Below are 24,280 nucleotides of genomic sequence, written 5' to 3'. Positions count from 1 at the left end.
AAAACCTAGTTTTTGAACACTCTATATGTAAGGAGTGTGATTTTTTATGGATTTTTATGAAGTTATAAAAAAGAGAACTAGTATAAAAAAATTTAAAAATACGCCAATTCCTGATGGAAAATTAAATAATATAATAAACGCGGCCATGATGTCCCCTTCATGGAAAAATAAAACTTCATATAGCTTTATAATAGTAGATGATGAGCAAAAGAAAAATGAGATAGCTGAATGTGTTTTAAATGACACTGGTGAAGCAGCAGAAGCTTTAAAAGAGGCTCCGATAGTTGCGGTTGTTGTTGGTGATCCAGAGGATTCTGGAAAAATAAATGGAAAAGAGTATTATCTAGTGGATAGCGCAATAGCTATGGAACATTTTATACTTGCAGCGGCAAACGAAGGATATGGAACTTGCTGGATAGCTTCACTAGATGAAAATAAGGTGAAAACTTCACTTAGGATACCAGAAAAGTATTCTGTTGTAGCAGTAACACCAGTTGGTGAGTTTGCAGAATCAAAATCTCACAATGAACCTAAGGACTTACGTGACCATGTCTATAAAAATTATTGGAGTATGGATTATAGTGACAAAAAGCATTTTGCTATAACTAGATAATAAATTATCATTATATAATTTAGAAAGAATCTAATTAAATTCAAGAGCTGATAAAGTTCTCTTGAATTTAATTGAGTTGGTTTCGCTGGAAACATATCTAAGTTTCAGAGGTTCAATGCTTTCTGAAATCTTATTTAGAATATGCTAAAACCATTATGTTTTGCTAAGTTGATTAATGAATTTATTGATTGTATAATAAATTTATTGAAATTACAAAACAGTGATTTAGCACTAAAAGAAAGGAAGAAAATAAAATGATGCAAAACTTAACAGTTGAAGAGTTTTTAAGTAAGCTTGCATCTGCAGCACCAGCACCAGGAGGTGGTGGCGGTGCTGCACTTGTGTCAGCTATTTCGGCTGCGTTAAATAGCATGGTATTTAATCTTACAGTAGGAAAAAAAGCATATGAGAATTATTCAGATGAAATTAAAGAACTCATAAAGCGTAGTTTAGAGGAGTCGAACGAACTTATAAAATTTTTTACATTGTATATTGATAAAGATGCGGAAGCTTTTTTAAAACTTATGAATTCTTATAAATTACCTAAAGAAAATGAAGAACAAAAAATTGCAAGAAAACTAGCCATAGAAAACTGTACTAAAGAGGCAGCTAAAATTCCAATGATAGTAGCGGAAAATGTTTATAAATTGTATCCTATAATATGGACTGCATGTAATTATGGAAATAAAAATTTAATATCTGATGCGGGTGTTGCAGCAGTCTTGGTACAAGCTTCTCTGGAAAGCTGTATTCTTAATGTTAAAGTTAATTTAAACTATATAAAAGATGAGAAGCTAAAACATGATATGGATAAAAAATGCATGGATTTAAGTGCTAAGGGCGAGGAATGGAAGAGCAAAATTATGAGATTTATATATGAAAGTATTTAAGTTCACATTTTTAGGATGGAGGCAATATGCAGCAAAATTTTGTGAGTGAAATTTATAAATTGTATGATACAATTGAAAATTCCAATAACCTTGAAGATAAGCTTTTAAAAATAAATACTGTAAGACAAAAATATAGCATAGATGATGAATTTTCAAATATTTACTATGAATATATATCATTAAATAGAGAAAAAGGGGTTGTATACACGCCTCCCCAAATTGCAGAATATATAGTTAAAAATACTATAAAATATGAAGATATAATAGAGAATCCGTTCATAAAAATAGTTGATCCCGCGTGTGGAAGTGGTAATATCATACTTCCAGCTTTTAAATATTTAAGAGAAATTTATAGACAAAATTTACATGAGATAAACAAAAAAAACAACTTAAGTTTAGATGAGGCAAACTTAAATTATCACATAGTTAAAAATAATTTATTTGGCTTTGATATAGATGAAACGGCAATAAAGATACTAGTTTTAGACTTGTTTTGTGAGTCATTATGTTTTACAAATAACTTTTTAAGAAAAGACTTTTTGATTGAGAAAATAGATGATAAATACGACATATTTTTAAGCAATCCACCTTATATTGGACTTAAAGCTATGGATAAAGATTATTCTTTAAGTTTAAAAAGGTTGTACTGTACATATAAGGATAAGGGAGATATATCTTATTGCTTTTTTCAAAAGTCCATAGAATCTATTAAAGAAAATGGAAAATTAGGATTTATAACTTCTAGGTATTTTTTAGAGGCCTTAAGCGGTGAAAAGCTAAGAAAAATTTTAAAACAGTTTTCTTCTATATATAAAATTGTAGATTTCTATGGCATAAGACCATTCAAAAATGTCGGAATAGATCCAATAATGATTTTTTTAATGAAAAAATGTTCGAGTAATAATTATATAAAGGTAATAAAACCTTGTTATGTTAAGGGTAATAATAAGAAGCATTTTTATGATTCTATTTTTTCGAATGGTACAAACAACATAAATGAATTTTTAGTAAAACAATCTTCTCTCGATGATAGCGGGTGGATACTTATAAATGATGATGAAAAGAATATAATAAGGAAAATCGAGCAAGGCAGCTGCAGTAGACTATATGACATATGTGATAGCTTTCAGGGAGTAATAACTGGTTGTGACAAGGCATTTATAGTTGATAATGAAACCATAGAAAATGAGTATATAGAAAGAGAACTTATTAGACGGTGGATTAAAAGCAAGGTTATAAGAAAAAATTATGTAGAAGCTGAGAATAAATATATTATATATACTGATGGAATTAAAAATATAGAAGCATATCCTAATGCATTAAAGCATTTAAGTAATTTTAAGGAAAAATTATTACTGAGAAGAGAATGCATAAAAGGAATAAGAAATTGGTATGAACTTCAATGGGGAAGAAATAGAGGTATATTTGAAAACGAAAAAATAGTTTTCCCATTTAAATCTTCAAGTAATAGATTTGCACTTGATTATGGAAGTTATTTTAGTGCAGATATATACTCACTTATACTAAAAGATAAAATTCATTTTACTTATGACTATTTATTATATATACTAAATAGTAAGGTATATGAATTTTATTTCAAGACATTTGCTAAAAAACTTGGAAATGATTTGTATGAATATTACCCAAATACAATTATGAAATTATATATACCAGCTATGAGTAATTTTAATGGTAATTATACGGAAGAAAATATGTATAAAGTGTTTAACTTTACAGAGACTGAAGTGCATATAATTGAAAACGGCGTTAATAAAGAATAAATTAGTAAAATAAGATTTATTAACAGCATGGTTTAACTGTAATCATGCTGTTTTATGTTGTATTTTGGAAATTTTATAAGTAAACTTAAAAATATAATTATTTTAGTGAATATTATATATGCAATGTGTCAATAATTGAAATATAAAACATTTATAATAAATAAAGGAAAACATAATGAATTGCAGAATACATATAAAGAATAAATTTTGAGGGGATGCTTTATATGAATTTGGAATTTGAAATTAAAAATGATAAGCTAATAATAGCTATTATAGGTGAATTAGACCATCATAGTTCTGATGAAGTTAGAAATAAAATAGACGATAGGATAGAAAGAGGAGGATGCAAAAAAGTAATTTTAGATTTTTCAAATGTTACTTTTATGGACAGCTCTGGAATTGGAGTTATTATAGGTAGATATAAAAAGTTGAAATTGCTTAATTCTAACTTATGTATTGCAAATGTCAATAAGTCTATAAAGAAAGTCTTCGAACTATCAGGTATATACAAAATAATAGAAGTTTATAGCAGTCTTAAAGAAGCTGTTGAAAGTTTTTAATGGGGGGATTTTAATGTCTAATAATAAAATGAAGCTAGAATTTTTAGCTAAATCTGAAAATGAAGGTTTTGCAAGAGTTACGGTGGCAGCATTTGTATCTCAACTTGATCCAACGATTGATGAAATTGAAGATGTTAAAACTGCTGTATCAGAAGCTGTTACTAATGCTATTATTCATGGTTATGAAGGCAATGAAGAAGGAATAGTACAAATCATGGCATCTATAGATGGTAACGAGTTTACAGTTGAGATTATAGATAAAGGTATAGGAATTGCTGACATAGAAAAAGCTAGAGAACCATTGTATACATCTAGACCTGACTTAGAAAGGTCTGGAATGGGCTTCACTATTATGGAAAGTTTTATGGATAATATAAAGGTGGAATCTGAATATAAAAATGGTACAAAGGTCTCAATGAAAAAAATATTCTATTCAGTTAAAAAATAAAAGTAGTTACTTAACTGCCATTATGGCTAGGAGGAGGGAAAAAGCGGGAAATCCGTAATTTATGGAAAGTGAAAATGTTGTCAAGAAGGAAGAATATAACTACGATGATAATAGAAAGCTAATAAAATATGCAAAAGAAGGAAGTAAAGAAGCTTTAGATAAATTAATAAAAAATAATCTTCCACTTGTTTCGGCGATAAGCAGAAAATTCTTAAATAGAGGGTATGAATACGATGATATATTTCAAATAGGATGTATGGGACTTGTAAAAGCTGTAAATAATTTTGAAAGTAAATACAATGTTAAGTTTTCAACTTATGCAGTTCCAATGATTATGGGTGAGATTAAAAGGTTTTTAAGAGATGATGGGCTAATTAAGGTTAGTAGAAGTGTAAAAAATACAGCAAGAAAACTGCATTATGATAGAGAAAAATTAGTTAAGAAATTGAACAGAGAACCTACTATAGAAGAATTGTCCGAATTTTCAGGAATAAATACTGAAGAAATTGTTTTCGCTACAGAGTCTACAGTAAATACTCAATATTTATATGATGTAGTACATCAAGATGATGGTTCTCCAGTACTTTTAATTGATAAAATAAGTAAAACTGTAGATGAAGATACAGAGGTTATAGATAAAATAGTCTTAAAAGAGGCTATAAATAATTTGGATCCTAAATCCCGCCAAATAATAATATTAAGATATTTTAAGGATAAAACACAGATACAGGTCGCAAAGATGCTTGGCATAAGTCAAGTCCAGGTTTCAAGAATTGAGAAAAGAGTATTAAAATTAATGAAAGAAAAATTAATTAAGTAGATGCACTTAAAAAAGTGTGTCTTTTTTTTGTATATATAGACAGCTTGAAATATGGAAATTGCATATGTCAAGTGTATTTTTATAAATTAGAATTTGTAACAGTGCACAATTCACAGTTAAGGACTTAAAATTTATAATTTTCAAGTTTTACGTTTTCTATCTATATTTATAAAAAGTCATGTATGGATAAAATTATTATACGCATAATAAAGTTAAGCTATTAATAAAAAATTTATTAAGTAAATTTAAGGAGTGAAGCTTATGAAAGTGAGCGAGGAAAAGGTAAAAAAAGACTTTAAAACTTTATCTCAAAATTCAAAACCTAAGCCTAAAATTGTAAAAAATTGCATTAATGCCTTTATAATCGGGGGATTAATATGTGATGTTGGTCAATTTATTTCTAATATTTTTATGAGGTTTGGTTTACCCAAGGAAATGGGTGCAAATTATACAACGATAGCAATGGTTTTTATTGGGGCTTTTTTAACTGGTATAGGAGTATATGATAAAATAGCTAATGTTGCGGGAGCAGGAAGCATTGTGCCTATAACTGGTTTTGCAAATTCTGTTGTAGCGCCTGCAATTGAATTTAAAAAAGAAGGATTTGTGTTTGGAGTTGCAGCCAAAATGTTTACCATAGCAGGTCCAGTTCTTGTCTATGGAATAGGTTCTTCTGTCATCGTAGGAATATTATATTATTTTTTTGTAAGGTAGGTGATTGAAGCATGAGTAAAAGAGTAGGAAGTCAAACAGTTAGGTTTGATACGAAGCCTAAAATAATAAAAACTGTGTCTATAGTAGGGCCTAAAGAAGGTGATGGACCGCTTAAGGATTATTTTGATATTATACTTAATGATGATATGAATGGTGAAAAGAGTTTTGAAAAAGCTGAAAGTAGTATGGTATATAATGTTATAACCGAAGTTATAAAAAGGGCAAAGCTTACAGAAAAGGATATAGACTTTTTATTTGCAGGAGATCTTTTAAATCAATTATCTTCTTCAAATTTCGCTGCAAGAGAACTTGAAATACCTTTTTACGGACTTTATGGCGCATGCTCTACTATGACAGAATCACTTGGTATAGCAGCAATGGCAATAGAAGGTGAGTTCGCGGATCATGTTATTGCAGCAACCTCATCTCATTTTTCTTCATCTGAAAGACAATTTAGATATCCTCTTGAATTTGGTTCTCAAAGAAAGCCAAATTCCCAATGGACAGTAACAGGAGCGGGAGCTATGCTGCTTAGTAAAAATGGAAAATTTCCATGCGTTACTTATGCAACAACAGGAAAAGTAAAAGATTATGGTGTAAGCAGTCCAGATAGTATGGGAGAGGCTATGGCACCAGCAGCAGTTGATACGATAAAACAGCATTTTAAGGACACAGGAAGAAAACCATCATACTATGATCTTATTGCTACAGGAGATCTTGGTAAGGTTGGAAGACAAATAACTCAGGAACTTTTGAAAAAGGAATATGGCTATGATATAAGCAGTATTTACATGGATTGTGGTGAGAAAATTTATGATTGTGAAAAGCAAAATACAAATTCAGGAGGAAGCGGTTGTGGTTGTTCAGCAGTTGTAGATTGCGGGTATATATATAAAAATATGCTTAAAGGTAAATATAAAAAAGTACTTTTAATTTCTACAGGAGCTTTGATGAGTACAACATCAAACCTTCAAGGAGAATCAATACCAGGAATTGCTCATGCTGTTTCCATAGAATTCGGAGGTGCTACAAATGACTGATTACATAATGTCTTTTTTAGTAGGGGGCGCAATGTGCTTAATTGTTCAAATAATAATAGATAAAACCTCAATTACCCCAGGAATAATTCTTGTGAGTCTTGTGACCTTAGGAGTAATACTTGGCGCTTTTAATGTATACGATTTTTTAATTAAATACGGAAAAGCAGGTGCTACAGTACCACTGCCTGGATTTGGAAATGCGCTTGCAAAATCTGCTATAAAGGAAGTAAAATCAAGTGGACTTATAGGTGCATTTACGGGCGGAATAAAAGGAACAGCTGGAGGAATAACCGCATCGATATTTTTTGGATATATCATGGCTTTAATATTTAATTCAAAGACGAAGGGATGAAGCGCAATTGAATAGAAAGGTCATAATTGTAACAGACGGTGATTCAATAGCTCAAAAGGTTATTGAAAGAGCAGCTGCTAAAACAGGATGTAGAACCTTATCTATATCAAGCGGGAATCCTACAAAAATTACAGGTAATGAAATGGTAAGACTTATTGAATGTGTAAAGAATGACCCCGTAATAGTTATGGCAGATGATAGAGGAGACACAGGAAGGGGCAATGGCGAAAAAGTTATAGACTATTTGATTAAAAGCAGAGAAATTGATGTGATGGGAATAATAGCCGTTGCTTCTAACACGAAAAACGCCAGTGGTATAAAAGTAAATTGTTCAATTAATAGAGATGGTAAGATATCTGAAAACTCTGTAGATAAACATGGAAATATAACTATGTCAAAGGTACTAATAGGAGATACAGTTAACACTATAAATCCTTCAAGTGTTAATTATGTGATTGGAGTAGGAGATCCAGGAAAAATGAGGTGCAACGATGATATAGAAAGTGAATGTTTTATTTTAACTAAAGCTATAAATATAATTATAAGTAAATATGACAATAGAAAAAATAAAATATTTAATTAATTATAAAAATACATCTAGAATGAAGAGTTTATTGTATTATCTTCATCCTAGATGTATTTTTAATGTTTAATTTGATTATTTGAGGTGTCATTACCTGTATTGTCATCATTTGAAGAATTGTTACCACTATTATTTGTGCTGTTAGAAGGATTAGTGTTATTTCCAGGTGCAGTAGTATTAGTATCACCATTTGTGTTAGACGGTACGTTATTATTGTTTTGAGGTAAAGTTGAGTTTTGATTATTATTATTATTAACAGTTGGTGCGCTTTCATTATTAGTATTGTTTTGTTTCTGGGTAGCAGTATCATCTGGTGTTAAGTTTGAAGGTTGAGTACCGTCAATAAACACATCGTTGCCTACCTGTGAAACACCACTAGGCATAACTATATCTTTAATTGGTTTGCCTTTATTAGCGATGGCCATTATTTGTCCCCAAATACCAGCCACATCGTTACTATAAACATTAGGTGAAGAATTATCATCATTTCCAACCCATACTGCTGCAGAATAATATGGTGTAAGTCCGCAAAACCATAGATTTCTGAAATCTGTAGTTGAACCTGTTTTACCGCCTGCTGGCATATCCCCAAGTTCAGCTCTAGCATTAGTACCCGTTCCATTATCGCTCATTGGAGCTCCAAGCAGATTATACATAACATAAGCAGCCTGTGGTGAAATAACCTTACGTGTTGAATAATTGCTTTGAAGAAGAATATTTCCTTTTTTATCAACAACCTTTGTATAAAGTCTTGGAGTACTATATAGACCATTATTTCCAAATACACCATAGGCAGCGGCCATAGTAAGTGTATTTGTACCATGGATTTCACCTAAAGACATAGCAGCTATACTTGATTTATCCGTCTGGTTAAGACTTAAACCAAATTTTTCAGCGTAAGCAGCTCCGTTATCAAGACCTATCTTATCTTCTAGTTTAACTGCAACTAAATTAGAAGATATTTTTAATGCATCTCTTATAGTCATTGGTGCATTTGTTGGTGTCTCTACATCAGTAGGATTATAGCCTCCATACTTTTTTTGTAATTCCTCTGAAAGAGGAGAATCAGCTACGGTAGATTGAGCTGTTGCAATTTTAAGATCGATAGCAGGAGCATAAACAGTAAGTGGTTTAATGCTGGAACCTGTCGGTTTTAAATAGTTATTTGAATAAGCTCTGTTATAAGAAGTAGGAGGTTGCTCGCCTCTTCCACCTACCATTGCTTTTACTTCTCCAGTACGATAGTCATAAACAACAGCAGAGGCTTCAGGCTGAATTATTCCATTTTTATCTGCTTTGGATTTCCAACGTAAATAACTTGTATTATTAAGTGTATCTCGAACAGAATTTTCTAAATTAGTATCCATAGTAGTATATATCTTAAGATTCCCATCACGAAGTAGGCTATCCACCTCTTCATCTGTATAGTGATATTGTGATTTTAAATCTTTTTTGACCTCATTAACTGCAGGAAGTGAAAACCATTCATAAGTATATTTATTCGATATTTTTTGAGCAGCTAAGTTTAATTTATTATTATTCAAATCGTTTAATGCATTTTGATATTGAGAATTGGTTATGTAATTATTGTCTTTCATTTTAAATAACACAAGTTTGGTTCTATTTAAATATATGTTATGATTTTTAGCTGCAGTAGGTGAAAAAGGATAATATGCAGATGGACTTTGTGCTAAACCTGCAATAAAGGCACATTCTATCAGATTTAAATCTTTAGCATCCTTACTAAAGTATTGTTCTGCAGCTGCTTCTACTCCATTAGCTTGACCACCTAAAAATATAGTATTCATATAAGCTTCTAATATTTGCTTTTTTGTTAAGACCTTTTCAAGCTTTAAAGAAAGGTAAGCCTCTTGAATTTTTCTCTTTAAGGATAACCTGTTTTCAAGCGATGAAGTAAGAAACATCCTACTTTTTATAAGCTGTTGAGTTATTGTGGATGCACCTTGAATGTTATTTTGTTTGTTAACTTTTGATTTAATATCATTATAAAATGCGCCTGCAATTCTTTTTAAATCTATACCCTTATGTTTATAAAATCTTTCGTCCTCTATGCTGACAAAGGCATTTGCCAAATTACTTGGTATTTCATTCATTGAAATGACAAATCTTTTTTGACTTGTTATTACTGTATCCATTTCATTTCCTTTATCGTCATATAATTCAGAAGGTTGGTCAAGATTTAATATAGTTCCATCAACATCTAAGGCTGGGGCTGCTTTTATTGTTGCAAAAGCAAATCCAGCAGTTGCTACAGAAGTTAATAGAAGTATAAAAAACAATAAAAGAAGTATAGTTTTTAAAATCCTAAAACGCTTTTTTTTATTTTTTGATTTTATATTCCCTGTTTTTTTTGTTTTAACATTTCCGGACATAAATTTCCTCCTTATGTAATCACTATGTTGAATAATTATAGCATATAATAAAGAATTAATAAATCCATATTTATACATAATCTACATAAAATCCTATTATAATAATAATAAATTTGATTTATACATATTATTATAATGTAAAAAACAATAGGTTTAAAGTAGATTGTAAATTAGAATTTTAGAAGGTGATAAATATTAATAATAAGAAAAAAATAAAAATATGGATATTAATAATATTTACATTTATACTAATAATATTCAATATATTCCTATATGCTCTTGATAAAGTAGTGACCCCTACTGTATTGGCAGCTGGTGACATTGAGATACGTGAGAAAGTAATTTCAATTATAAATGAAGTTTTAATAAGTAATTATAGTAATAATTTAAATTATGATGATATAATTAAAGTAGAAAAAGATGATTATGGAAACATTTCTCTTATTAGAGCAAATACTCTTAAAATGAATAAGGTTGCTTGCGATGTTTCTCTAGATATCCAAAACAATATAAAAAGAATGGGTGAATTAGGGGTAAAACTTCCGATAAGCTATATTTTTAAAAATAATTTGTTTTCATATTTTGGACCTAAGGTCACTATAAAAATGGAGCCTATAGGCAATATTGAAACTAGGTATAGGTCAGTATTTGAAAGTGCTGGAATTAACCAAACAAAGCTTAGTATATATGTAAATGTTAGAACTAAGGTGAGAATTATTATTCCAACTGATTATAATGATATAGAGATTAAAAATCAAATACCAATATCTGAAACTGTAATTGTTGGAAAAGTGCCGGATTCCGCGTTTCAACTTGACTTAAAAGATGCAGGGTTTAAGCTTCCAGAAAAGGATAAGTAAGATGTTTACAATAATGAGTTTCTAGTATACAATTATATGGAATTTACAAAGCCATAAAATATTGATGAAAAGAGGTTAATGTTATGGTATTAGGAAATAGTGAAGGAGTTAGAACTTCTATTTTAAAGGAGCTTGAAAAGATATATGATATGGAGGTTCCAAAATCAAATATTATAACCTTTGAGATTATAAAGTTAATGAGTGAAATTTCTAATTTTATTGATAGAGAAATAAGTGTAGCAATAAATAGAAAGGGAAAGGTAGTAAGTGTTTCTATTGGTGACAGTACTACTGTTGAAATGCCATTAGTGGATGTTAGAGATAAAAAGCTCTCTGGCATAAAAGTGATACACACGCACCCAAATGGTAATCCTAAACTTTCTGCTGTAGATATGTCAGCATTATTAAAATTAAGATTAGACTGCATAGTTTCAATAGGAGTTCTAGATAAAAATATAACTGGCTTCTGCTTGGGATTTTGCAGTATTGAAAATGATATATTGACTTCAGAAGAAATAGGACCTATAAAATTAGAAGAAATTCTTGAATTTAATTATCTGAATAAGGTTGATTATTTAGAAGATGCACTAAAGAAAATAGACGAAGTAAAGGAAGAAAATGTTGAAAGAGCTATACTTGTAGGTGTAGATAGCGAAGAAAGTATTAAAGAATTATCTGAGCTTGCAAAATCTTGTAATGTAGAGCCTGTTGCTAATGTTATGCAGAAAAGAGATAAGATTGATAGTGCATACTATATAGGAAAAGGAAAGGTTGATGAAATAGCTCTTTTGAGGCAGGTTAAAAGGGCTAATGTAGTTATATTCGATGATGAGCTTTCAGGGTCACAGGTGAGAAATTTAGAGGAGAATATAGGAGTAAAGGTAATAGATAGAACTACTTTAATATTGGATATATTTGCAAGAAGGGCTAAGAGCAAAGAAGCAAAAATACAGGTTGAGCTGGCACAATTAAAATATAGAATTCCTAGACTTCAGGGACTGGGAAGTGTACTTTCTAGAACTGGTGGAGGAATAGGAACAAGAGGACCTGGAGAAAAAAAATTAGAGACAGATAAAAGGCATATAAGGGAAAGGTTATATGACCTTGAAAAAGAACTTAAAAGAATTAGTAAAACGAGGGAAATTCAAAGAGAAAAAAGAAATTCGGGCAATTTACCTCAAGTATCACTTGTAGGATATACAAATGCGGGCAAGTCTACACTTAGAAATTTGATTTGCGAAATTGCAGCACCAAAGGAATATTCAAGCAAGGAAAGTGTTTTTGAAGCAAATATGCTATTTGCAACTTTAGATGTAACTACAAGAGCTATACGACTTAAAAATAATAGATTAGTAGCACTTACTGATACAGTTGGCTTTATAAGAAAACTTCCTCATAGCCTTGTAGAATCTTTTAAATCTACACTTGAGGAAACTATATATGCTGATTTACTTATTCATGTTATAGATAGCTCGTCAGAGACAGCAATAGCTCAAATTAATGCAGTAAATAGTGTGCTTGAAGAGCTTGGGGCAATAAACAAAAATATGATCGTTGCACTTAATAAAATAGATAAAGTTACAGATGAAAGAATAAACGAATTAAGAAGTTACTGTGCAGAATACGATGTTGTTGAAATTTCAGCTAAAGAAAAAATAAATATAAATGAATTATTGAGTGAAATTGAGGCTAAGATTTCAAGCAAAGCAAAGGAAGTAGAGTATTTAATTCCTTACGATAATCAGAAGCTTGTAGCATATATACATAAAAATTCTAATGTTGAAGTTGAAGAGTTTAAAGAAAATGGTACTTATCTAAAGGTAATAGTTGATGAGAAAACCTACAACAAGTGCAAAGAGTATATGATTGGTGATTTTTAAGGAGTGATTTGTGCTATGGAAAAAACTATTTTGCAATATCAAAAAGCATATTTATCCACAATTGACAAACTGAAGTCAAATAAAAGTGTTCTTGCAGTAATGGTATTTGGAAGTATGATATCGGGAGATCTATGGGATGGGTCTGATATAGATTTTTTTGTAATAGTAGATGAAGAGCTTAAGGTTATAAAAAATATTTATACAGAAGAAAATGATATTTCAGTTCATATAAAACTTATAGGAAAAAGTAAATTTTTAATGCTCAATGAAAGTGACCTTAAAGGGGGGTTTTTCCATAGAATATTTGCTTCTTCAAAGCTTGTTTTTTCAAAGGATATGGAAATAACTGCAAGGTATGATAGTGGAAGATATTATCCTGACATTGATAGAAAAAAGTGGAATGTTGTTTATTTAGGAAAGGCTATTAAAAGTATGGATAATTGTAAAAAAAGCCTTATAAGTGGAAGTATATACACTGCTTATTGTGAAGTTTTTAAATGTATAGGTGAGTTTTCAAAACTCTATGTGAATTATTCCGGATATATGATAAATAATGATGCAGTAAGTATGCTTACAAATGCTGATGAAAAGTTTAAAAAGTGTATTGATGCATTATTGTTTGAAAAAGAAAATATAGAAGAAGCTATTAAAAGTACAATTAATTATATAGAAACAATGATTAATTCAAATATTAAGGAAATATCTGACATACTAATTGATTACATGAGAAAAAAAGATTGCTTTTTAAGTGAAGAGGATATAAATAGTGATCCTCTCTTTAAGGGGTTTGATATAAATTCAGAAGAAATTTTAAATAAACTTTGGCAGCTTAACATAATAAAGAAAAAAAGCAGGGAATACAAATTGAAAAACAATGTATGTTTGATAAATGAAAATGTGTATTATATATAGGTGAACTTATGGAAAAATATAATATGGATTTTGAAGAAGAAATCCCAAAATATATTCAAATTTCAAGACATATAAAATCACTTATTGATAATGGAAAAATAAGAAATGAAGAAAGGCTTCCAACAATAAGAGTACTTGCAAAGGCGCTTAATGTGAACAACGATACTATAATAAGTGCATACAGAAAACTTAAAAATGAAGGATATGCATATATAAAAATGGGAAGTGGAACTTACGCTAAAACAAAAGATGCATATATAAAATTGAAAAAAGATTATTCTGATTTGTTTAAAAAAATGGATAAGAAAAAATCAGATATGTATATAGATTTTGCAGAGGAAAATCCATGTGGAGAATATTTCCCTATTCAAAACTTCAAAAGCGTGGTAAATGAGGTCTTAACAAGAGACGGGCTTAATGCGCTTGTTTATCAAGAGACATTAGGATATGAAGGACTTAGAAACAGTATAAGTAAATACCTATGGGATGGAGCAATTGATGAGGATAAAATAATTATAGTATCAGGTGCACAGCAGGGTATAGATATAATATCTAAAGCAATTGTCAATATAAATGATAATGTTGCTCTTGAGAAGCCTACTTATAGTGGAGCTTTATCTGTATTTAAATGGAGAAGAGCTAATATTTTTGAAATTGACTTAAATGATGATGGTATAGATCTAAATCAATTTGAAAAAATACTTAAAAAGAATTATATAAAGTGCTTTTATACCATGACTTATTTTCAAAATCCAACTGGCATATCTTATAGCACTGAAAAAAAGAAGGAAATACTAAAATTAGCAGATAAATATGATTTTTATATTATTGAGGATGATTATCTCTCAGAAATTCAATATAAAGATAATTTTGGATATGTAAGTTTTAAAAGTTTAGATACTAAAGATAGGGTAATATATATTAAAAGTTTTTCAAAAATATTTCTTCCAGGAATCAGAATAGGGTATTTAATAATGCCAGATTTGCTTGTAGAGCAGATAGAAAATTCAAAGATGACTACGGATATATCTACATCAAGTCTTATGCAAAGAGCTTTAGATTTATATATTAAAAATGGATACTGGAGAAGCTATATAAGCAAAATAAATAGTTTATTTAAAAACAGATACTACTATATGCATGATAAACTACAGGATATACTTGGGGACAAGGTAGAAGTTAATGACCCAGGTGGAGGTTTTACTTTTTATTTAAAGATAAACGATAAGATAAATTTAAATTGTACTGATTTGTTTTATAAATGCAGACAAGAAAAAGTTTTAATAACTCCAGGTGTATTTTTTTATAAAAATAATGATGATGGATTAAAGTATTTTAAAGTTGGATTTTCTAAGACTGATGAAGGTAAAATATTAAAAGGCATTAATGTAATAAATGATATTTTATAGTGGAGTGTAGATTAATATGAGTTATTTTACGATAATAAAAGAATCCTGTGTACAATTTGAAGAAAGAAAATCTATTTTTATTGGTCATGCAAAACGCGTTGAAACAGAAGAAGCGGCAAAAGAGTTTGTAAATAAAATAAAAAGTGAGCACAAGGATGCTACACATAACGTATATGCATATATAGTTGGAGAAAATATGCTTATACAAAAGTGTACTGATGATGGAGAGCCGCAGGGCACAGCAGGAGTTCCAGTTTTAGATGTTATCAAGAAGAACGGTATAACAGATACAGCAATAGTCGTAACAAGATATTTTGGTGGAATACTTTTAGGAACGGGAGGACTTGTTAGAGCATATTCAAAAGGGGCCTCGGAAGCAGTAAATGATAGTGGAATAGTAGAAAGAGTTAAAGGTTCAGCAATTAATATAATTACAAGTTATGAACTTCTTGGAAAAATTCAATATCACTTTTCCATTAAGAATTGGCATATTGAAAATATAGAATATACAGATAAAGTTAAAATAGTATTCATTTGTGAAACCCAATATTTAGAAGCTATAAAAAGAGATTTACTAGAGCTTTGCTCTGGAAAATGTGAATTCAAAATTGAAGAAGAAAAATATTACTTTAAAGCAAAGAATAGATTGGTAATGGAATAATTGAACTTAAAACTATATTTGTGTTATAATATTAATCGTGACTGTGAATATGTTATACATATTTGTAATATATAGATGTGCGTTAGGAGGAAAAAGTATGTCAGGACATTCAAAGTGGCATAATATTCAAGCTAAAAAAGGTAAGATCGATGCTAAAAGAGGGAAAATATTTACAAAATTAGGTAAGGAAATAGCTGTTGCCGTTAAAACAGGTGGAGCTAATCCTGACGGAAATTCAAAATTAAGAGATTGTATAGCTAAGGCTAAAGCAGCTAATATGCCTATGGATACAATAACAAAAGCAATAAAAAAAGGTTCAGGTGACATGGAAGGTGTAACTTATGAGGAAATAATGTATGAGGGATATGGACCAGCTGGAGTTGCTATACTTGTTAATGTTTTAACTGATAATAAAAATAGAAGTGCAAGTGATGTAAGGTGTTTATTTGATAGAAATGGTGGAAACTTAGGAGCTAATGGCTGCGTTTCATGGATGTTTCAAAGAAAAGGTCAGATAGTAATGCAGAGGCAGGATGGTATGGACGAAGATGAGCTCATGATGAAAGTGTTAGAATTTGGAGCTGAAGATTTTGCAGCTGAAGAGGAAGTTTTTGTAATTACTACTTCTCAAGAAGATTTTTCAAGTGTAAGAGAAGCACTTGAAAAAGAAAATTTTGAGTTTGAATCTGCAGAAATAACTATGATACCTGATAACACAGTAAACTTATCAATGGAAGATGCAGAAAGAGTTCAAAAATTAGTTGATAAACTTGAGGATAATGATGATGTTCAGGATGTTTGGCATAATGCTGAATTCCCTGATGATTTTGAAGAATAGTTTTTATAAAATAAAATTCTATTAAATGCTTTCATAAAATATATTCATACATATATTTTCTGAAAGTGTTTTTTTTATTTGCGAATGACGTTGCTTTAAATAAGTGTAAAAATAGCGCTTGTATAAAATAAAATCTTATAAATAAATGGGGGAATAAAAATGATAAAAAAATATAAATACCATATGTTTCTTATACTTGCTGCTTTGATATGGGGGTTTGCGTTTGCTTTTCAAAGAGTTGGTATGAAATATATAGAACCATTTGCTTATAATGGTATAAGATTTGGACTTGGAGCAATTTCATTATTGCCTATGATAATTTTTCAAGGCAAAAGCACTAATAAAGAAAAAGTTGCTAGTAGAAGCACTTACCTTATTTATGGAATAATTGCGGGAATTTTGATTTTTGCTGGTTCATCTTTTCAGCAAGTAGGTTTAATAAATACAGAAGCAGGAAAAGCTGGTTTTATTACAGATTTATATATAGTAATTGTTCCTATAATGGGAATAGCAATATCAAAAAGTAAAATAAAAATTAATTCTATAATGGGAGCTTTAGTTGCAGCTGTTGGTTTATATTTTTTGTGCGTAAATAAGAAATTCTCTGTATCTCAAAGCGACTTTTTGGTATTTGCAAGTGCTTTTTTCTTTGCACTTCATATTTTGTTTATAGATTATGTATCCAAAAAAGTAGATTCATTAAAACTTGCATTTCTTCAGTATTTTACTTGCTCATTTGTAAGTATAATAATTTCTCTTATTACGGAGAGAGTAAATGCTCAAAATATATTGAGTTCTTCAGTTCCAATTATATATGGCGGAGTTTTCTCTGTTGGCATAGCGTATACTTTACAAATTATGGGTCAAAAAGGTGTGGAACCAACTAGTGCGTCAATTATACTTAGTCTTGAGTCTGTGTTTGCTGCTGTAGGTGGATTTCTAATTTTAGATGAAAGACTTGAGGAGAAAGCTGCAGTAGGGTGCATATTAATGTTTTTAGGAATTATTATATCTCAAATAAAAATTAATTATACTGATGAGTCTAAAATTACAATAAATGATAATAAATGAAGTATATGTTAAATAATATGCTATAAGGTCAATTTAGTTTGTAATTATAGAATTTTACATTTTAAAATATGAGTTGTAATATTTAGGTGATGTAATAAATTGTATAATTTGGATATGGAGGATTGTCTTATGGCTAATTTAGATTTTTTATGTGATTTTAAAGAAAACATTGTTGACCAGTACGAGAAATGTAAAGCGTATAAAGTAATATGCGAAAGTCAAAATTATAATCCTAAAGTAGATATTTCAGATGAGAGCAGTATAGAAAAAGTTCCATTTTTAGTTACGACTGTTTTTAAAAAATCTGCCAATATGTTTTATGATCTTTTAAGAATATCTCCTGATAAACTTGATAAATGGACAGTTTCAAGCAGCACTAGTGGAGATCCAAGTATAGTTGGTAGAAGGAATGAGGACATCAACAAGTTAAAGGAAGTATTTGCACTTGATAATCAAATACTTGATCCATATTGTGATTATAACTGTGTCTTTTATCCTACACCATATGATATGAAACACTATAAAAGTATAAGAATAATGGACAAGCCAACTGAATCCTATATAGGAAACATACTTGGTATACTTATGGATATATTTGATTTCAAATACAAGCCAGTATTTTTACTTAAACCTTATGAGGAAGAGTTTAAAATTGATGTTGATGCTTTTGAAAATTTTATAAAAACACATGATGGCAAAAATGACCACCTCGCATTAAGGGGATCTACAATACTTATTTACAATGCAGTCCAATATCTTAAAAAATACATGAAGCCGGTGAAACTCGGAGCGAAAGCTTTAGTGCACACAGGAGGTGGTGGATGGGATGGAAAAAAAGGAAGTATATCTACCGGAAGTAAAATAGAAAGGTGGAGATTTGTAGAGGAAGTTTCAGAATTTTTAGGTATTCCACAGGAAAATTTTGTTGATACGTATTCCTTTACTGAAAATAGTTTCCCAATAACAGGTCATTATTCTCCTAAATTTAAAAGTTACCTTTTCCATATTCCTAAATGGGGAAGAGTTATTATAAGGGATGTAAAAACTTTAAAGCCACTTCATAATGTTCATGACAAGGGTCTATTACAAATGCTAAATGCTTACGGTACATCATCCTTTGCTGGTGCTTCTGTACTTGTAGATGATCTTGCAGAAATAGTTTCAAATGACAGATGCCCAGAATGCGGAAGAGAAGGGATGGTCATTAAAATACTTGGAAGAGTTAAAGGCTCTGAGGCAAAAGGCTGTGGTGCAACTCTTAATGTAGGGGGGAATAAAAGTGAAAATTAATTATGAATGTGGTAGTGAAGTAGTAAGTAAAAATTTTAATGGCTTAAAATTAGAGTTAAATATGTCAAAGAAACAGGATGTTTTAAAAGAAATAGAAAGGCTTAATAAAAATAGGACAATGATTCATGAAACCGATACTGAGTCCACAATTGATTTACTTGATAAATGTGCGAAAAAGTGGCTTGATAGGGAATATTCAAGGAGAAGTGCAGAAATATTATCTAAAATAACTAATCAGAGTGTTCAACTTATAGAATATGAAATGCAAAACAACATGAGGATGCTGCTTAAAGAAAACATAGAAAAAACTATTGAAGAGGAATTAGGCGATTTAAACATAATGGATAAATGGATAAAAACCAGTTATGGGTATGCACATAGGCAGCCAAGAGGATTGATTTTTCACAATATATCTGGTAATGCATTTGTAGTTGTTATTATGAGCATTGCAATGGGTTTATTATCTAAAAGTGTAAACTTAGTTAAGGTATCAGGAGACGAACCTTATTTTTCATATGCATTTTATAAAAGTTTATGTGAAATTGATTCAACTGTAAAAGATAGACTTTCAATTGTTTATTTCGATAGTAAAGAAGAAAATATATACGAAAATATAGTAAGTAAAAGCGATTGTGTCATACATTGGGGTGGAGAAAGATCAAGTGAAATAATGGCAAATTTATGCTCGAAATATAATAAACACATAATAATGCATGGCGCTAAAATTAGTTTTGAGGTCATTGATAGAGCAGAGGATATATTAAAATGCACTAACGCTATTGCTAAAGATATTGTATGTTGGGAGCAAAAGGCGTGCTTATCTCCTAGAATAGTATTTGTAAATGAAAATATAAACTTAGAGGAATTTTCACAGAAGCTTTCAGATAATTTAAGAGAAATGACAAACACTGTGCCAAAGCTATACTTAAATGCTTGGAATTCTATTAAGACAATTCAAGATAGACAATACTGTATGATTAAACATAGCTTAAGGGAAGATAATGCAAAATTATATTCATCCTACAATGCTGATTACACTGTAATATTGACTAAGGATATGCCCGATAAAGAAGATATAAATAGATGCTTTTATAGATTTGTTTTTGTATGTCCATACTCGAATGATAATGAAGTGTATAAATATGTAAAAGAAAACATTGCAGATTATCTTCAAACTATGGGGTATAGTGGAGATAATCAAGAATTTATTGAAAAAATGACTTTGCTTGGTGTTAGTGCAGTTACTAGACCTGGATATATGACATTGCACTATCCTGGAACATCTCATGATGGTATTCATAATCTTTATGATATGACCTTACTAGTAAGTAGGCAAGTTTAATTATGGATGAGCAACTTGGAATTTTAAAATTATAAATTCCAAGTTGTACATCTATAGAAAAAGTGTGAACTTTATTTTACATAAAATATATTGTGTTGCAATTTTATATATAGTTGATATATAATATACACCAGAGTGCAATGTTTCACTATATAGATAAAGCTATTTAGAATGTTATTTATAAAAATATATTGATGATGAATAAAAATAAAAAAAATGTCAATACTATCCAATAAAGAGGAGGGATAGTATGACATTACGTAAAAAAATTGCAATTGTATGTATAATTTTATTTGTTGTTTTTTCTACTTTTTTTTGTGTCGGATATAGAAATAATATAGCTCAAAAGTTGTCATATGGAAAAGGTAAAATAGGAAATATTATAAGTGAAATAACAGGTAAAAAGCAAGTTAAAAAGTCAAAGTATGTTTCAACTGGAAATAGTAATAAAGGCGTTGGTGATTCATTTGTAATATTAAAGGAAGAGTTTAATGTTACATTTAATCCTAATGATGAAACAAAAAATAGTGTCTTAAAATTTAGTGAAGAGACGAATGCTAAGCATGAAAACAAACAAAATATGTCCAGAGAAGAACTTGCTGATAGTTATGAAAAACAGGGATATACTGTAATATGGGACAATGATAGGAAAGTTGAAGTTATAAAAAATAATTATATAAATAATCCTGAAGTTGATGGGGTTTTTGTATTGATGCCAAGTAAAAATGATAATCTTATACATGTATATAAGGTAGATAGTGGTGGCAAACTTCAGGATACTAATGTTGTTGCATATAAAAAGGTAAGTGATTTAAAAGCAGAAACTATTTTGCAGCTTAAAAAAGGCTTATTGGTTTTTGGATCTAAAAATGATGCTAAAAAACTTGCAGGCTATGATTAGTCTGTAGGTTTTCTTTTGCTATTGCATTACATAAGCATGAATTTTCGCAGGATTGTTTTTTAGTTCATGTAAAAAGGATGTGTTGAACGTGTACGAATATATAAAAGGAAAATTTGTAGGTATAAATAAAGATTACATAATTGTAGAAAATAACGGAATAGGGTATAAAATATTTACGTCGGGCAATACTATGGCTAATATGCCAAAAATTGGTGAGGATACACTTATTTATCTTATGCAAATAGTGAGGGAAGATTTTATAGGTCTTTATGGATTTGTGACGGAGTCAGAGCTTGAAATGTTTAATAAACTTATAACTATAAATGGAGTTGGAGCAAAAGCATCATTATCGCTTTTATCAATATGTAGTGTTGATAAGCTTAAATATTCAATTATAATGAAGGATGAAAAGATGCTTGTTAAAGCTCCCGGTATAGGCAAGAAGATGGCACAAAGAATAATTCTTGAGTTGAAAGATAAAATAAGTTCACAGGAAATGGATATAGAGAACTTGGATAAAGATAATGAAAATTACAATAGCGAAGAATTTGATAAGAATAAGAAAATTTCGGATGCCAAACTTGCACTTATTTCACTGGGATATTCTGAAAAAGAGGCGGATAAAGCTGTTAATATGGTGGACAAGAATGAAAGTATAGAAAATATTATTAAAGGCTGTTTGAAATTTCTAATGAATTGATGGTGATTAATTATGGAAGATAGAATTCTGACAGCATTAAATTTGGGTGAAGATTCTTCTGAATATAGTTTAAGACCTCAAAATTTAGAAGAATACATAGGTCAGGATAAAGTAAAAGAAAAAATGAATATATTTGTCACAGCTGCAAGAAAAAGAAAAGAGGCATTAGACCATGTTTTGTTGTATGGTCCACCTGGTCTTGGAAAGACAACCTTAGCTAATATAATAGCCAGAGAAATGGGAGGAAATCTTAAAATTACGTCAGGACCTGCTATTGAAAGAGCTGGAGATTTAGCGGCAATACTTACAGGTCTTTCTGAATTTGATGTGCTTTTTATAGATGAAATACATAGGCTTAATAGAAGTGTTGAGGAAATACTTTATCCAGCAATGGAGGATTATGCTCTTGATATAATACTAGGAAAAGGTGCTGCTGCTAAATCAATAAGATTAGACTTGCCTAAATTTACATTAATAGGAGCTACTACTAGGGTTGGACTTTTAACATCTCCTTTAAGAGACAGGTTTGGAGTATTATGTCCTATGGAGTTCTATACCAGTGAAGAACTTAAGGAGATTATAATGAGATCTTCTTCAATTTTAAATATTGAAATTAAGGAAGAAGCTGCTTATGAGATATCAAGACGTTCAAGAGGAACGCCTAGAATAGCAAATAGGCTTTTAAAAAGAGTAAGGGATTACTCTGAGGTTAAAGGTAAAGGTATTATAGATTTGGAATCTTCAAAAAAGGCTCTTGAACTTTTAGAGGTTGATAAAGAAGGCTTTGATAGTATTGATAATAAGATAATTGAAGCAGTAGTAGATAATTTTAATGGAGGACCTGTTGGCATAGAAACCCTAGCTTATTTTATAGGTGAAGAACTGGATACAATTGAAGATGTATATGAACCATATCTTTTGCAGAAGGGGTTTATTGTTAGAACTCCTAGAGGAAGGGTTGCAACTGAAAAGGCATATAAACATTTAAATAAACCTTATATAAAGAATATTGATGGAAGACAATGTTCAGTATTTGATAAAGAAAAAAATTAATATTAATAAACCACTTCAACTATCAAAATTTAAGTACCTAAAATGCCTTAATGCGTGGCATCTTGGTACAATTAAATTTTAAGTTTCAGGGGGTTTATCTTTACATATGAATGAAAGGAAGTTTGAACTTTGGAATTAAAGGATTTTGATTATTATTTACCAAAGGAGTTAATTGCCCAGCATCCATCAAGTGTAAGAGATGAATGTAGGCTTATGGTACTTGATAAAAAAACAGGAGAGATTGAACATAAAATTTTTAAGGATATAATAGACTATTTGAATCCAGGAGATTGCATGGTATTAAATGATACTAGGGTTATGCCAGCAAGATTAATAGGCTCTAAAAAGGAAACAGGTGGGAGAATCGAATTTTTGCTTCTTAAAAGGCTTGAAGGAGATAATTGGGAAACACTTGTTAAACCTGGTAGAAGAGCAAAGGTAGGAACGGTTTTCACATTTGGAGATGGAAGTTTAGAAGCTGAGGTAAAAAAAATAAGTGATGATGGAAATAGAGTTATAGAATTTCATTATGAAGGAATTTTTGAGGAAATTCTTGATAGACTTGGTGAAATGCCACTTCCACCATATATAACTGAAAAATTAGAGGATAAAGAACAGTATCAAACAGTTTATTCTAAAAATGAAGGCTCAGCGGCTGCACCTACTGCAGGACTGCATTTTACAGAGGAATTATTAAATAAAATACAAGATAAAGGAATAAAAATTGTATTTTTAACTCTTCATGTTGGTCTAGGTACATTTAGACCTGTAAAAGTTGATAGGATTGAAGAACACCATATGCATTCAGAATATTATATTTTATCAAAGGAAAGTGCAGACATTATAAATGCAACTAAGAAAAATGGTGGAAGAGTAATTTCAGTTGGCACAACATCAACAAGAACTTTGGAAACAATAGCAAGTGAAGATGGAAGAGTTAGAGAACAATCTGGTTGGACAGATATTTATATTTATCCAGGATATAAATATAAGATTGTCGATGCCCTTATAACTAATTTTCATTTACCTGAATCTACTTTAATAATGCTTGTAAGTGCACTTAGTACAAGAGAAATAATACTTAATGCTTATGAAAAAGCTGTTAAAGAAAGATATAGATTTTTTAGTTTTGGGGATGCTATGTTTATAAAATAGCTTGAGGAGGAAGA

The 24,280-nt window shown here is 30.0% G+C and carries 24 protein-coding genes; 23 read left to right on the top strand and 1 reads right to left on the bottom strand.

Going from position 1 to position 24,280, the window contains the following annotated elements; all coding sequences use genetic code 11:
- Positions 1-46: 46 nt before the first annotated feature.
- The 10 genes from LQK79_RS01435 (at position 47) to LQK79_RS01390 (ending at position 7,801) form a co-directional block, all read left to right on the top strand.
- Entirely contained in the window at positions 47-613 is a 567-nt protein-coding gene (locus LQK79_RS01435) for a nitroreductase family protein (RefSeq protein ID WP_053241053.1), read from the top strand.
- Between the two features lie 254 nt (positions 614-867).
- Positions 868-1,503 (top strand): cyclodeaminase/cyclohydrolase family protein, encoded by a 636-nt coding sequence (locus LQK79_RS01430; protein ID WP_053241052.1) that lies wholly within the window; start codon positions 868-870, stop codon positions 1,501-1,503.
- A 26-nt stretch (positions 1,504-1,529) separates the two neighbouring features.
- The gene (locus tag LQK79_RS01425) at positions 1,530-3,284 is read left to right on the top strand and encodes an Eco57I restriction-modification methylase domain-containing protein (protein WP_231015219.1); all 1,755 of its coding nucleotides are present in this window, start codon (positions 1,530-1,532) and stop codon (positions 3,282-3,284) included.
- Between the two features lie 224 nt (positions 3,285-3,508).
- Entirely contained in the window at positions 3,509-3,844 is a 336-nt protein-coding gene (gene spoIIAA / locus LQK79_RS01420) for an anti-sigma F factor antagonist (RefSeq protein WP_053241051.1), read from the top strand.
- 13 nt (positions 3,845-3,857) lie between these two features.
- Positions 3,858-4,292, top strand: a complete 435-nt coding sequence (spoIIAB, locus tag LQK79_RS01415) for an anti-sigma F factor (RefSeq protein WP_053241050.1) — start codon at positions 3,858-3,860, stop codon at positions 4,290-4,292.
- A gap of 61 nt (positions 4,293-4,353) precedes the next feature.
- Positions 4,354-5,112 carry an RNA polymerase sporulation sigma factor SigF gene (gene sigF / locus LQK79_RS01410; protein ID WP_231015217.1) on the top strand — a complete coding sequence of 253 codons (759 nt, stop codon included), beginning with the start codon at positions 4,354-4,356 and terminating at the stop codon, positions 5,110-5,112.
- Positions 5,113-5,373: 261 nt separating this feature from the next.
- The gene (spoVAC, locus tag LQK79_RS01405) at positions 5,374-5,826 is read left to right on the top strand and encodes a stage V sporulation protein AC (RefSeq protein ID WP_231015215.1); all 453 of its coding nucleotides are present in this window, start codon (positions 5,374-5,376) and stop codon (positions 5,824-5,826) included.
- A gap of 11 nt (positions 5,827-5,837) precedes the next feature.
- Complete coding sequence (spoVAD, locus tag LQK79_RS01400) at positions 5,838-6,866, top strand: stage V sporulation protein AD (RefSeq protein WP_231015214.1); 1,029 nt, start codon at positions 5,838-5,840, stop codon at positions 6,864-6,866.
- Complete coding sequence (spoVAE, locus tag LQK79_RS01395; protein WP_053241047.1) at positions 6,859-7,218, top strand: stage V sporulation protein AE; 360 nt, start codon at positions 6,859-6,861, stop codon at positions 7,216-7,218. The genes spoVAD and spoVAE overlap by 8 nt, the downstream gene beginning before the upstream one ends.
- 7 nt (positions 7,219-7,225) lie before the next feature.
- Entirely contained in the window at positions 7,226-7,801 is a 576-nt protein-coding gene (locus LQK79_RS01390) for a stage V sporulation protein AE (protein ID WP_053241046.1), read from the top strand.
- Between the two features lie 59 nt (positions 7,802-7,860).
- Here LQK79_RS01390 and LQK79_RS01385 read toward each other — a convergent pair whose 3' ends face one another.
- Complete coding sequence (locus tag LQK79_RS01385) at positions 7,861-10,194, bottom strand: transglycosylase domain-containing protein (protein WP_231015212.1); 2,334 nt, start codon at positions 10,192-10,194, stop codon at positions 7,861-7,863.
- A 185-nt stretch (positions 10,195-10,379) separates the two neighbouring features.
- On the opposite strand from LQK79_RS01385, the gene yunB reads away from it, so the two are divergent.
- The 13 genes from yunB to queA all read left to right on the top strand — a co-directional run bounded on the left by yunB (position 10,380) and on the right by queA (position 24,266).
- Positions 10,380-11,054, top strand: a complete 675-nt coding sequence (yunB, locus tag LQK79_RS01380; RefSeq protein WP_231015209.1) for a sporulation protein YunB — start codon at positions 10,380-10,382, stop codon at positions 11,052-11,054.
- A gap of 83 nt (positions 11,055-11,137) precedes the next feature.
- The gene (hflX, locus tag LQK79_RS01375) at positions 11,138-12,934 is read left to right on the top strand and encodes a GTPase HflX (RefSeq protein WP_231015208.1); all 1,797 of its coding nucleotides are present in this window, start codon (positions 11,138-11,140) and stop codon (positions 12,932-12,934) included.
- Between the two features lie 15 nt (positions 12,935-12,949).
- Positions 12,950-13,846: a nucleotidyltransferase domain-containing protein gene (locus LQK79_RS01370; protein ID WP_231015207.1), complete on the top strand. Its 897-nt coding sequence runs from the start codon at positions 12,950-12,952 to the stop codon at positions 13,844-13,846.
- An 8-nt stretch (positions 13,847-13,854) separates the two neighbouring features.
- The gene (gene pdxR / locus LQK79_RS01365) at positions 13,855-15,255 is read left to right on the top strand and encodes a MocR-like pyridoxine biosynthesis transcription factor PdxR (RefSeq protein ID WP_231015205.1); all 1,401 of its coding nucleotides are present in this window, start codon (positions 13,855-13,857) and stop codon (positions 15,253-15,255) included.
- Between the two features lie 16 nt (positions 15,256-15,271).
- Positions 15,272-15,916, top strand: coding sequence for a YigZ family protein (locus tag LQK79_RS01360; RefSeq protein WP_231015204.1), 645 nt, complete (start codon positions 15,272-15,274; stop codon positions 15,914-15,916).
- A gap of 97 nt (positions 15,917-16,013) precedes the next feature.
- Positions 16,014-16,754 carry a YebC/PmpR family DNA-binding transcriptional regulator gene (locus LQK79_RS01355; RefSeq protein WP_231015203.1) on the top strand — a complete coding sequence of 247 codons (741 nt, stop codon included), beginning with the start codon at positions 16,014-16,016 and terminating at the stop codon, positions 16,752-16,754.
- Between the two features lie 159 nt (positions 16,755-16,913).
- Entirely contained in the window at positions 16,914-17,825 is a 912-nt protein-coding gene (locus LQK79_RS01350; RefSeq protein ID WP_231015202.1) for a DMT family transporter, read from the top strand.
- A 129-nt stretch (positions 17,826-17,954) separates the two neighbouring features.
- Positions 17,955-19,115, top strand: a complete 1,161-nt coding sequence (locus tag LQK79_RS01345) for a LuxE/PaaK family acyltransferase (RefSeq protein ID WP_231015201.1) — start codon at positions 17,955-17,957, stop codon at positions 19,113-19,115.
- Entirely contained in the window at positions 19,105-20,457 is a 1,353-nt protein-coding gene (locus LQK79_RS01340; protein WP_053241040.1) for an acyl-CoA reductase, read from the top strand. The genes LQK79_RS01345 and LQK79_RS01340 overlap by 11 nt, the downstream gene beginning before the upstream one ends.
- Before the next feature lie 250 nt (positions 20,458-20,707).
- A complete protein-coding gene (locus LQK79_RS01335; RefSeq protein WP_231015200.1) occupies positions 20,708-21,358 on the top strand; it encodes a hypothetical protein in 651 nt (216 codons plus the stop codon).
- Positions 21,359-21,446: 88 nt separating this feature from the next.
- Entirely contained in the window at positions 21,447-22,058 is a 612-nt protein-coding gene (gene ruvA, locus LQK79_RS01330; RefSeq protein WP_053241039.1) for a Holliday junction branch migration protein RuvA, read from the top strand.
- A 12-nt stretch (positions 22,059-22,070) separates the two neighbouring features.
- Positions 22,071-23,111, top strand: coding sequence for a Holliday junction branch migration DNA helicase RuvB (ruvB, locus tag LQK79_RS01325; RefSeq protein WP_231015199.1), 1,041 nt, complete (start codon positions 22,071-22,073; stop codon positions 23,109-23,111).
- 129 nt (positions 23,112-23,240) lie between these two features.
- Entirely contained in the window at positions 23,241-24,266 is a 1,026-nt protein-coding gene (gene queA, locus LQK79_RS01320; protein WP_231015198.1) for a tRNA preQ1(34) S-adenosylmethionine ribosyltransferase-isomerase QueA, read from the top strand.
- Positions 24,267-24,280 lie beyond the last annotated feature (14 nt).

This window comes from Clostridium guangxiense, from assembly GCF_021043395.1.
GTDB classification, from domain to species: Bacteria; Bacillota; Clostridia; order Clostridiales; family Clostridiaceae; genus Clostridium_S; species Clostridium_S guangxiense.
This window is presented reverse-complemented; position numbering and strand designations above follow the sequence as displayed.